Source organism: Aeromicrobium marinum DSM 15272, from assembly GCF_000160775.2.
In the GTDB taxonomy this organism is placed as follows: Bacteria; Actinomycetota; Actinomycetes; order Propionibacteriales; family Nocardioidaceae; genus Aeromicrobium; species Aeromicrobium marinum.
Genome location: NZ_CM001024.1, coordinates 1809226 through 1820376 on the forward strand (window position 1 = coordinate 1809226; position 11151 = coordinate 1820376).

At 72.1% G+C, this 11151-nt stretch carries 12 protein-coding genes; 8 read left to right on the forward strand and 4 right to left on the reverse strand.

Going from position 1 to position 11151, the window contains the following annotated elements; genetic code table 11:
• Positions 1 to 32: 32 nt before the first annotated feature.
• From HMPREF0063_RS09190 to HMPREF0063_RS09210, 5 genes are all read left to right on the forward strand, one after another.
• Positions 33 to 503 (forward strand): tRNA (cytidine(34)-2'-O)-methyltransferase, encoded by a 471-nt coding sequence (locus HMPREF0063_RS09190; RefSeq protein ID WP_007078387.1) that lies wholly within the window; start codon positions 33 to 35, stop codon positions 501 to 503.
• Entirely contained in the window at positions 500 to 1441 is a 942-nt protein-coding gene (gene dapD, locus HMPREF0063_RS09195; protein WP_007078388.1) for a 2,3,4,5-tetrahydropyridine-2,6-dicarboxylate N-succinyltransferase, read from the forward strand. The genes HMPREF0063_RS09190 and dapD overlap by 4 nt, the downstream gene beginning before the upstream one ends.
• A gap of 9 nt (positions 1442 to 1450) precedes the next feature.
• The gene (locus HMPREF0063_RS09200) at positions 1451 to 2272 is read left to right on the forward strand and encodes a hypothetical protein (protein WP_007078389.1); all 822 of its coding nucleotides are present in this window, start codon (positions 1451 to 1453) and stop codon (positions 2270 to 2272) included.
• 71 nt (positions 2273 to 2343) lie between these two features.
• A complete protein-coding gene (gene glpX, locus HMPREF0063_RS09205; protein ID WP_007078390.1) occupies positions 2344 to 3351 on the forward strand; it encodes a class II fructose-bisphosphatase in 1008 nt (335 codons plus the stop codon).
• 1 nt (position 3352) lies between these two features.
• Entirely contained in the window at positions 3353 to 4279 is a 927-nt protein-coding gene (locus HMPREF0063_RS09210; RefSeq protein WP_007078391.1) for an alpha/beta fold hydrolase, read from the forward strand.
• Between the two features lie 30 nt (positions 4280 to 4309).
• On the opposite strand, the gene HMPREF0063_RS09215 is transcribed toward HMPREF0063_RS09210, so the two are convergent.
• Genes HMPREF0063_RS09215 through HMPREF0063_RS09230 form a run of 4 tightly spaced genes read right to left on the reverse strand, consistent with a single transcriptional unit; the run spans position 4310 to position 7294 of the window.
• On the reverse strand, positions 4310 to 5362 hold the full coding sequence (locus tag HMPREF0063_RS09215) for a sulfate/molybdate ABC transporter ATP-binding protein (protein ID WP_007078392.1): 1053 nt from the start codon (positions 5360 to 5362) through the stop codon (positions 4310 to 4312).
• Positions 5359 to 6147, reverse strand: a complete 789-nt coding sequence (locus tag HMPREF0063_RS09220) for an ABC transporter permease (RefSeq protein ID WP_007078393.1) — start codon at positions 6145 to 6147, stop codon at positions 5359 to 5361. Before HMPREF0063_RS09220 ends, HMPREF0063_RS09215 begins: the two co-directional genes overlap by 4 nt.
• Entirely contained in the window at positions 6144 to 6893 is a 750-nt protein-coding gene (gene modA / locus HMPREF0063_RS09225) for a molybdate ABC transporter substrate-binding protein (protein WP_007078394.1), read from the reverse strand. Before modA ends, HMPREF0063_RS09220 begins: the two co-directional genes overlap by 4 nt.
• Positions 6890 to 7294, reverse strand: a complete 405-nt coding sequence (locus tag HMPREF0063_RS09230; protein WP_007078395.1) for a TOBE domain-containing protein — start codon at positions 7292 to 7294, stop codon at positions 6890 to 6892. The genes modA and HMPREF0063_RS09230 overlap by 4 nt, the downstream gene beginning before the upstream one ends.
• A 70-nt stretch (positions 7295 to 7364) precedes the next feature.
• Between HMPREF0063_RS09230 and HMPREF0063_RS09235 the strand changes: the two genes are divergently transcribed.
• From HMPREF0063_RS09235 to HMPREF0063_RS09245, 3 genes are read left to right on the forward strand one after another with little or no spacing between them, the layout of a single operon-like run.
• Positions 7365 to 7988, forward strand: a complete 624-nt coding sequence (locus tag HMPREF0063_RS09235) for a spermidine synthase (protein WP_007078396.1) — start codon at positions 7365 to 7367, stop codon at positions 7986 to 7988.
• 18 nt (positions 7989 to 8006) lie between these two features.
• On the forward strand, positions 8007 to 9692 hold the full coding sequence (locus tag HMPREF0063_RS09240) for a fumarate hydratase (RefSeq protein WP_007078397.1): 1686 nt from the start codon (positions 8007 to 8009) through the stop codon (positions 9690 to 9692).
• A gap of 34 nt (positions 9693 to 9726) precedes the next feature.
• Positions 9727 to 11124 (forward strand): class II fumarate hydratase, encoded by a 1398-nt coding sequence (locus HMPREF0063_RS09245; RefSeq protein ID WP_007078398.1) that lies wholly within the window; start codon positions 9727 to 9729, stop codon positions 11122 to 11124.
• Positions 11125 to 11151: the final 27 nt, after the last annotated feature.

Below are 11151 nucleotides of genomic sequence, written 5' to 3' on the forward strand. Positions count from 1 at the left end.
CCGCTCGGATCGTCGGACCGTACGCTCGGGCCGTGTTCCGCATCTGCTTCTTCGAACCACGCATCGCCGGCAACACCGGCAGCGCGATCCGCCTCGCCGCGGCCACCGGCAGCGAGCTGCACCTGGTCGACCCGCTGTTCGACCTGGAGGACACCAAGCTGCGGCGGGCCGGACTGGACTACCACGACCTCGCCGTCGTGACGGTGCACGCCGACCTCGACGCAGCGTGGGACCACCTGCTCCCGGCACGGGTCTTCGCCTTCACGGCGCAGGCCGAGCGGGTCTACACCGACGTCCGGTACCGGCCCGGTGACGTGCTGCTGTTCGGCCCGGAACCGACGGGTCTGCCGGGCGAGGTGATGGACGATCCGCGGGTCACCGACCGGCTCCGGCTGCCGATGCTCCCGGGCCGCCGGTCCATGAACCTGGCCAACTGCGCGTCGGTCGCGGTCTACGAGGCGTGGCGTCAGCATTCGTTCGGCCTCGATACCGTGGACCCATGACCACCGAGCATCCCGGAGCCCACGCCTTCGGCCTCGCCACCCTGACCGAGGACGGCGACGTCCTCGACGTCTGGTACCCCGAGCCCCGGCTCGGTGCGCCCGCCGGCCACGAGCACGAGCCCGACATGCTCACGGCCCTGGAGGGCGTCGACCCCGTCCGAGAGGTCCGACGCGCGGTGGTGCACGCCGTCGTCGACGACCTCGCCGTCGCCCCGACCGACCCGTACGACGTCTACCTGCGCCTCCACCTGCTGTCCCACCGGCTGGTCCGACCGCACGGCCTCAACCTCGACGGCCAGTTCGGGCTGCTCACCAACGTCGTGTGGACGTCGATCGGTCCCTGCGCCGTCGACGGCTTCGAGCGCACCCGCGCCAGGGCCCGCGCCGCCGGGCAGCACGTCGCCGTGACCAGCATCGACAAGTTCCCGCGGATGACCGACTACGTCGTCCCCTCCGGCGTCCGCATCGGCGACGCCGACCGGGTCCGGCTCGGCGCCCACCTCGCCGAGGGCACCACGGTGATGCACGAGGGCTTCGTCAACTTCAACGCCGGGACACTCGGACACGCCATGGTCGAGGGCCGCATCTCGGCCGGTGTGGTCGTCGGCAACGGCTCCGACGTCGGGGGCGGGGCCTCGATCATGGGGACGCTGTCGGGCGGCGGCAGCCAGGTCATCAGCATCGGCGAGAACAGTCTGCTCGGCGCGAACTCCGGCATCGGGATCTCGCTCGGTGACGACTGCGTCGTCGCGGCCGGCTGCTACGTCACCGCGGGCACCCGCGTCACGCTGCCGGACGGCAGCGTCGTGAAGGCTGCCGAGCTGTCGGGCCAGGACGGTCTGCTGTTCCTCACCAACTCCGAGACCGGCGCCGTCGAGGCCCGGCCGCGGCACGGTCGCACCGGCATCGAGCTCAACGCCGAGCTCCACGCGAACTGACCGTCCGTCGTGCCCGTCCGGTGGATCGTCGTGGGCGCCCTGGTCGCCGCGGCGTCGTTCGTCGCCCTCACGATGAGCGACCGCGGGCCCCTGCGGGCGGAGAGCTGCAGCGCCACGGTGGGCGAGACGCGCACCCGCGTCGACCTGGAGCAGGCCCGGTGGGCCTCGCTCATGTCCGCGATGGCGGTCGAACGGGGACTGCCGCCGCGTGCCACCACCATCGCCATCGCGACGGCGTTCCAGGAGTCGAAGGTCCGCAACATCGACTACGGCGACCGTGACTCCGTGGGGCTCTTCCAGCAGAGGCCGTCCCAGGGCTGGGGGTCGGTGGAGCAGATCCTGGACCCCGTCTACGCGATCGGGAAGTTCTACGACGGGCTCGTGCAGGTTCCCGGCTACGAGGACCTCGAGATCACCGTGGCCGCGCAGGCCGTCCAGCGGTCGGGCTTCCCCGACGCCTACGCGCAGCACGAGGACCGGTCCAGGGCGCTCGCATCGGCCCTGCGAGGTTTCAGCCCGGCGGCGTTCTCCTGCAGCATCGACCCGACCGGTCCGGGGGACGCCGCCGACGTGGCGGCCGACCTCGATGCCGCCTTCGGTCCGCTGGCTGCCACGGTCGCTGACGACGTCGTGTCGGTGACCCCGTCCGGGTCCCCCGAGCTGATCTCGGCCGCGGGCTGGTCGGTCGCGCACTACGCCGTGGCGAACGCGTCCCGCCTGCGGATCGGATCGGTCAGCTTCGAGGGCCGCACCTGGAGCGCACGGGAGTCCGACGCCGGCTGGGTCGCATCGACCGCGACCGGTCCGGCCGTCAGCATCTCCACCGGCTGACGAGCGGGCGCCCACGCGACGACCCGCGGGAGGTGGCGGGGGCGCCGCTCGCCCGACGGTATGGTTTCGGGGTGGAAGAACTCCAGCCCGCCGCTCAGGCCCCCGACCGCAACCTCGCCCTCGACCTCGTCCGGGTCACCGAAGCCGGGGCCATGGCCGCCGGACGCTGGGTGGGCCGGGGCGACAAGCTCGGCGCCGACGGCGTGGCCGTCGCGGCCATGCGAGCGCTCATCAACACCGTGCAGATGCGTGGCGTCGTGGTCATCGGCGAGGGCGAGAAGGACGACGCCCCCATGCTGTTCAACGGCGAGGAGGTCGGTGACGGCACCGGGCCGGAGTGCGACGTCGCCGTCGACCCGATCGACGGCACCACCCTGACCGCCAAGGGCATGCCCAACGCCATCAGCGTCATGGCCGTCGCGCCCCGCGGATCGATGTACGACCCCTCGGCGGTGTTCTACATGGAGAAGCTCGCCACCGGACCAGAGGCGGCCGACGTGGTCGACATCCGGCTGCCCGTCGCCGAGAACATCGCCCTGGTCGCGAAGGCCAAGGGCGTCTCGCACAGCGACGTCACCGTCTGCGTCCTGGACCGCCCACGCCACGCCGACCTCGTGCAGCAGATCCGCGACACCGGCGCGCGCATCACCTTCATCACCGACGGTGACGTGGCCGGAGCGATCGCCGCAGCGCGCCCGGACACCGGCGTCGACCTGCTGGTCGGCATCGGTGGCACACCGGAGGGCATCATCACCGCGGTCGCCATGAAGTGCCTCGGTGGCGTGATCCAGGGCCGGCTGTGGCCCACCGACGACGACGAGCGGCAGCGCGCCGTCGACGCCGGCCTCGAGCTCGACCAGGTGCTGCTCACCGACGATCTCGTGACCGCCGACGACTGCTTCTTCGTCGCGACCGGCATCACCGACGGCGACCTCCTCGACGGCGTGCGGTACGGCGCCGGCCGGGCCACGACCGAGTCGATCGTCATGCGGTCCCGCAGCGGCACGATCCGCAAGATCACCAGCGAGCACCGGCTGGCGAAGCTGCAGGCGTACTCCAGCATCGACTACGAGCACTGACGTGCCCCGTCAGGAGCCCGGACCGGCGGCCGTCGCGATGTCCGACGAGCAGTTCGCGAGCCTGCCGTCGGGGATCGACCTGTGCCACCAGACGTTCGGTGACCCCGGCGACCCCGCCGTCCTGCTCGTCATGGGACTGGGTGGTCCCATGGGGTGGTGGGACGAGGAGCTCTGCCGGATGATCGCGGCTCGGGGGCACTTCGTCGTCCGCTACGACAACCGTGACACCGGGCGGTCCACCAAGCTGCGCCAGCACCGGGTCGGCCGCACCGACCTCCTGCGGGCTCTGGTACCGAAGCTGGGCGGGGCCGCGCCCTACTCCATCGGTGACCTCGCCGAGGACGCGATCGGGCTGCTCGACCACCTCGGCATCGACCGGGCCCACGTCACGGGCGTGTCGATGGGCGGCATGATCGCGCAGACCATGGCCATCGCCCACCCGGCACGGGTCGCGTCCCTGGTGTCGATCATGTCGACGACCGGCCGGCGCACCGTCGGGTGGCAGCAGCCGAGCCTGGTCCCCAACCTGCTCGGACGGTCGGGCCCGACCCGCGACGACTACATCGCCGCGGCGATCCGGTCCGGCGAGCTGATCGGCTCCCCCGGCTACCCGCCGGATCCGGGTGCCGCCCGCCGACGCGCCGAGGTCACCTACGACCGGGGCTGGATCGCCAGCGGGGTGCTGCGGCACATGCTGGCCGTGCTGACCCAGCCCGACCGCACCGCGGACCTCGCCCGCGTGACGGTCCCGACGACCGTGATCCACGGCCTCGCCGACAAGCTCGTGCACCGCTCCGGTGGCGCTGCGACGGCCAGGGCGGTGCCGGGAGCCGAGCTCATCGAGGTCCCGCAGATGGGGCACGACCTGCCGCCGGCCCTGTGGGACACCTACGTCGACGCGATCGTCGACACCGCTGCCCGCGCCTGAACGCGCTCCCGCCCGAGTCCCGTGAGGTGCTCAGTCGGCACGGAGGCCCGCGGGGTGCAGGGCGACCTCCCGGGCCTTGACCACGAACAGCACCGGCGTGCCCGGGACGAGTGCCAGGTCGGCGGCCGCCGACAGGGTGACGTCGGCACTCAGGTCGCCGGCCCGCACCCGCACCAGCTCTCCGCGGGGCTCCAGCTCGGTCACGCGGACCGGCAGCACGTTGCGCGGACTGCCGCCCGGCGGATCCCGGTGCACCGCCACGGCGGCGGGGCTGAACACGGCGACCGCGTCGGACCCGGCGGCCAGACCGGGAGCGGCGACGCCCGCGACCACCGACCCCTCCCGGGTCCGCACCCCGCCGGTGACCACCCTCCCGCTCACGAGGTTGAGCCCCGCGATGCGAGCCGCGAACGCACTCCGAGGACGCGCCAGCACCTCACGCGTCGGCCCGGACTCCACGACCCGACCCGCCTCGATGACGACCACCCGGTCGGCGAGCAGGAGCGCGTCGAGCGGGTCGTGGGTCACCACGACCGTGGTGCGGTCATGCAGCACCGTCTGCAGCACCTGTCGCAGCTGCGGGGCCACCGCGACGTCGAGGGCAGCCATCGGCTCGTCCAGCAGCAGCAGCCGCGGTTCGGCCGCCAGCGCCCGACCGAGCGCGACCCGCTGCGCCTGGCCCCCGGACAGCTCGGCCGGTCGACGGTCGGCCAGGTGGCCCACGTCCAGTGCCTCGAGCCACTCCCGCGCCCTCCGGGTCGCCTCCGCACGACCGTGGCCGGTGCTGCGCGGACCGAAGGCGACGTTGTGGAGCGCCGTCAGGTGGGGGAACAGCAGCGGGTCCTGCGCGAGCATCGCGACCCCGCGCGCGTGCGGCGGCACCCAGGTCGAGTCGTCGACGAGGACCCGCCCGTCCAGCACGACCACACCGGCGTCGGGCCGCAGGAGCCCGGCGACCGCACCCAGGAGACTGGACTTGCCCGCACCGTTGGGTCCCAGCAGGGCGACGGTCTCGCCGTCGCCGACGTCGACCGCCACGGAGACGTCGCGAGCGGTCAGGACGATCTCGGCGTGCAGGGTCATGCCGCGCTCCTGGACCGGGAGGCCAGCCCGACGACGAGCACCGCGACCACCACCAGCACCAGCGAGAGCGCCACCGCCGCGTCCGGATCGGTCTCGCGCTGCAGGTAGACCTCCAGCGGCAGGGTCCGGGTGGTCCCCTGCAGGCTGCCGGCGAAGGTGAGCGTCGCCCCGAACTCGCCCAGGGCGCGGGCGAACGACAACACCGCCCCGGAGACCAGACCGGGCAGCACCAGCGGGATCGTCACCCGGCGCAGGACCGTGGTCGGTCGGGCGCCCAAGGTGGCTGCCACCTGCTCGTAGCGGTGCCCGGCCGTCCGCAGGCTGCCCTCGAGACTCACGACCAGGAACGGCAGGGCCACGAAGGTCTGCGCGATGACGACCGCGGTGGTCGAGAAGGCGATCTGCAGCCCCCACAGGTCCAGGGTCTCCCCCAGCAGGCCCTGCCGGCCAAAGGTGTAGAGCAGGGCGATGCCGCCCACGACCGGCGGCAGCACCAGCGGCAGCAGCACGAGCGACCGCAGGACCGCCTGACCGCGAAAGCTCGTCCGCGCCAGCACCAGCGCCATCGGGACCCCCAGCAGCACGCACAGTCCGGTGGCGCTCAGGGAGGTCCGCAGGCTCAGCCCGAGTGCGGCCCTCGACGACTCCGAGGTCACCAGCTGGGCGAACTCCGACCACTGGACCCGGGAGGCCATGGCGACCAGCGGGAGCACCACGAACAGCGCTCCGACCGCAGCCGGGACGAACACCCACCGCGGCAGACCCGACCCGACCGTGGCGGTCACGGCAACCCGAATCCGGCCGCGCCGAGGATCCGCTGCCCCGTGGTACCCCGCACGAAAGCGGCGAAGGCTGCCGCGAGGTCGGCGTTCGGGCTGCCGGCGACGACACCGATCGGGTAGCGGTTCACGGCAGCACCCGACTCGGCGAACGCGAGGCGCTCGACGTCGTCGCCCGCGCCGGCGGCGTCGGTCACGTACACCAGTCCCGCGTCGGCCTCACCGCTGCGGACCTTGCCGAGCACGTCTGTCACGGACTGCTCCTCGCTGTCGGCGGAGATCTCCACGCCGGCGGCCGTCCCGACGCGCTCGGTGGCGGCGCCGCACGGCACCTCGGGGGCGCAGACCACGACGTTGAGCGCCTCGTCGGCCAGGTCCGCGAGTCCCGCGATGCCGGCCGGATTGCCCGGCGGGGTCGCGATCACGAGGGTGTTGGTGGCGAAGATCCGGGGTGCCGGGTCGATGAGGTCGTCGTCGGTCGCCTTCGCCATGGTGCGCTCGTCGGCCGACGCGAACACGTCGGCGGGCGCCCCCTGCTGGAGCTGCGCCACGAGGTCCGACGACCCCGCGAGGCTCAGCCGGACCGTCACGCCCTCGTTCGCGGACTCGAACTCCTCGGCGATCTCCTCGAAGGTCGCGGTCAGGGACGCCGCGGCGAACACGGTCAGGGTGACCTCCTCGGCAGCCCCCGGGTCCGACCCGCAGGACGTGGTCGCGAACAGCACGGCTGCGGTCAGGAGGAGTCGCCTCATGAGTGTCCCCCGGGCGTCTCCACGATCACGTGGGTGGACTTGACGACCGCCGTGGCGATCGACCCGAGCTCGAGACCGAGGTCGGTCACCGCCTCGCTGCTCATCAGCGAGACGACGCGGAAGGGGCCGCACTGCAGCTCCACCTGGGCCATGACGGCGTCGAGCCGGATGTCGGTCACGAGCCCGACGAACCGGTTGCGCGCCGAACTGCCGATCCCGGTCGGGTCCTCCACGGTCCGGGTGCGGTCGCGGGCGAAGAGCGCCAGCTCGTGGCCGTCGACGACCTTGCGCCCGGCGGCATCGACGGACGACGCCAGCTCGCCGGCGTCGATCCATCGCCGGACCGAGTCGTCGCTGACGCCCAGGAAGACGGCTGCATCGCTGATCCTCAGATTCGGCATGAAGGTAACTCTATCTCCGCATCTGCGGCTCCGCTCGAGATCCCGGTCACCACGGTGGTAGACCGTCGGGGTGGGTGCACAGGTGCGGCGGCGCGACGACGGAGCGCTGGAGCTGCGCGTGGGCGGCGTGTTCGTCATGGACGACGTCGAGACCGGCTCCGAACGACTGCTGGCCCGGGCGGTGCTCGACGCCGGAGCGCGCGACGTGCTCGTGGGGGGACTCGGGCTCGGTTTCACGCTCGCCGAGCTGCTCGCCGACCCTGACCTGACCCGGGCGACCGTCGTCGAGCTCGAGCCCGACCTCGTCGCCTGGATGCGGGACGGCACCGTGCCCGGCGCCGAGCTGCTCGCCGACCCGCGCTGCGTCGTGGAGGTCGACGACGTCCGCCGCGCGGTCACGTCGCGTCCGGCCCGCGATCTCGACGCGATCTGCCTCGACGTCGACAACGGTCCGGACTTCCTGGTGCACGAGACCAACGCGGCCGTCTACGGGACCGACTTCGTCACGACCTGCGCCGACCGCCTGCGGGACGACGGCGTCCTGGCCGTGTGGTCGATGGCCGACTCCCCGCCCCTGCGGTCGACCCTCTCCGCAGCCTTCGCCGACGTCGCCGTGACCGAGCACCCGGTGCGGCTCCAAGGGCGCCAGGAGTCCTACTGGGTGTTCGCCGCCCGCGGACCACGGCGGGCCTGACGCCGGTATCGTCGGGGCGTGCCCGACGCTGACTTCCTGTACTCCGACCTCCTCCCCACCGGACCGGACACCACGCCGTACCGCCTGGTGACCACCGAGGGGGTCCGCACCGTCGAGGTCGACGGTCGGACCTTCCTCCAGGTCGACCCGGCCGTCATCCAGCAGCTGACCGCCGAGGCGATGCACGACATCAGCCACTACCTCCGGCCGGCCCACCTTGCCCAGCTCCGCCGCATCATCGACGACCCGGAGTCGTCGGGCAACGACCGCTTCGTCGCGCTGGACCTGCTCAAGAACGTCAACATCTCGGCCGGCGGGGTGCTGCCCATGTGTCAGGACACCGGCACCGCCATCGTCATGGGCAAGAAGTCCGAGGGCGTCCTGACCGGGGCCGACGACGCCGAGTGGATCAGCCGCGGCGTCTACGACGCCTACACCCGGCTCAACCTGCGCTACAGCCAGCTGGCTCCGTTGACGACCTTCGAGGAGAGGAACACCGGTACCAACCTGCCGGCCCAGATCGAGCTGTACTCGGCGCCGGAGCCCGACGGCGGACCGGCCTACAAGTTCCTCTTCATGGCCAAGGGCGGCGGCTCGGCCAACAAGTCCTTCCTGTTCCAGGAGACCAAGGCGGTCCTGCACCCCGAGCGCCTGCTGGCCTACCTCGACGAGAAGATCCGCAGTCTCGGCACCGCGGCCTGCCCCCCGTACCACCTGGCAGTCGTCATCGGCGGCACGAGCGCCGAGTTCGCCCTGAAGACCGCCAAGTACGCCAGCGCCCACTACCTCGACGACCTGCCGACCGAGGGCTCGATGAGCGCGCACGGATTCCGCGACCTCGAGCTGGAGCAGCAGGTGTTCGAGCTGACCCAGTCGTTCGGCATCGGGGCGCAGTTCGGCGGCAAGTACTTCTGCCACGACGTCCGCGTGGTCCGCCTGCCCCGACACGGCGCCTCCTGCCCCGTCGCCATCGCCGTGTCGTGCTCGGCGGACCGCCAGGCGCTCGGCAAGATCACCGCCGACGGCGTGTTCCTGGAGCAGCTCGAGACCGATCCGGCCCAGTACATGCCCGACGCGGGCGTCGCCGAGGACATCTCCGGCGGCGAGGTCGTCGAGGTCGACCTCAACCGCCCGATGGAGCAGATCCTGGCCCAGCTGGCGCAGCACCCGGTCAAGACACGACTGTCGCTCACCGGTCCCCTGGTCGTGGCACGCGACATCGCCCACGCCAAGATCAAGGAGCGGCTCGACGCCGGCGAGGAGATGCCGGCGTATCTGCGCGACCACCCGGTGTACTACGCCGGACCGGCCAAGACACCCGAGGGGATGGCGTCGGGCTCGTTCGGTCCCACCACCGCCGGCCGGATGGACTCCTACGTGGAGCAGTTCCAGGCCGCCGGCGGATCGATGGTCATGCTGGCCAAGGGCAACCGCAGCAAGGCCGTGACCGACGCGTGCCGGACCCACGGGGGCTTCTACCTGGGATCGATCGGCGGACCGGCCGCCCGGCTCGCCCAGGACTGCATCCGCAGCCAGGAGGTCATCGAGTACCCCGAGCTGGGCATGGAGGCCGTCTGGAAGATCGAGGTCGAGAACTTCCCCGCCTTCATCGTCGTCGACGGCGAGGGCAACGACTTCTTCACGGACCCGGGGGGCACCGTGACCGTGCCGCTCGGCGGCATCCGGGTGCGCAGCGCCGAGTAGCGGGACCCGGGGGGTCCGAGGCTACCGTGGCCGCATGACCGACAACACCACCGAGTGGCGCACCGAGCACGACACCATGGGCGAGGTCCGCGTGCCCGCCGACGCACTCTGGCGCGCCCAGACGCAGCGAGCCGTCGAGAACTTCCCCATCTCGGGCACCCCGCTCGAGTCGGCGCAGATCCGTGCCCTCGCCCAGATCAAGGGGGCTGCGGCGCAGGCCAACGGCGAGCTGGGCGTGATCGACCGCGACATCGCCGACGCGATCGTCGCCGCCGCGCAGGAGGTCGCGACCGGGGCCCACGACGGCCAGTTCCCGATCGACGTGTTCCAGACCGGGTCCGGCACGTCCAGCAACATGAACGCCAACGAGGTCATCGCCACCCTGGCCACCCGCGCCCTGGGCCGCGAGGTGCACCCCAACGACCACGTCAACGCGTCGCAGTCGTCCAACGACGTGTTCCCGACCTCGATCCACCTTGCGGCCACCGCGTCGGCCACGCACGACCTCATCCCGGGTCTGGAGCAGCTCGCCACGGCGCTGGAGGCCAAGTCGACCGAGTTCGCGACCGTGGTCAAGTCCGGTCGCACCCACCTGATGGACGCGACCCCGGTGACCCTCGGCCAGGAGTTCGGCGGCTTCGCGATGCAGGTGCGTCGCGGCATCGCCCGCGTCGAGTCGGCCCTGCCCCACACCGCCGAGGTGCCCCTGGGCGGCACCGCGGTCGGCACCGGCATCAACACCCCGGCCGGGTTCTCCGCCCGGGTGATCGACCTGCTCCGCGAGTCGACCGGACTCCCCGTGACCGAGGCGGTGGACCACTTCGAGGCGCAGAGCGCCCGCGACGGGCTGGTCGAGATGTCCGGCCAGCTCCGCGCGGTCGCGGTGAGCCTGACCAAGATCTGCAACGACCTGCGCTGGATGGGGTCGGGACCCCGCACGGGCCTGGGTGAGATCCGTCTGCCGGACCTGCAGCCGGGGTCCAGCATCATGCCGGGCAAGGTCAATCCCGTCCTGCCGGAGGCGACCCTCATGGTGGCGGCGCAGGTCATCGGCAACGACGCCACCATCGCCGTCGCCGGCGCCTCGGGGTCGTTCGAGCTCAACGTGATGCTGCCGGTCATCGGTCGCAACCTGCTGGAGTCGATGCGGCTGCTCGGCAACGCGTCCCGGCTGCTGGCGGACCGGTGCGTCGACGGCATCGAGGCGGACGAGGAACGGTGCCTCTTCCTGGCGGAGTCCTCACCGTCGGTGGTGACGCCGCTCAACCGGCACATCGGCTACGAGAACGCCGCCCGGGTCGCCAAGCAGGCCGTGGCCGAACGTCGCACGATCCGCGAGGTCGTGATCGAGATGGGCTTCGTGGAGCGCGGTGAGATCAGCGAGACCGACCTCGACGCCGCGTTGGACGTCATGTCGATGACGCACCCCTGATCCGCGCTCCGTCCCGCCCCCACCCGG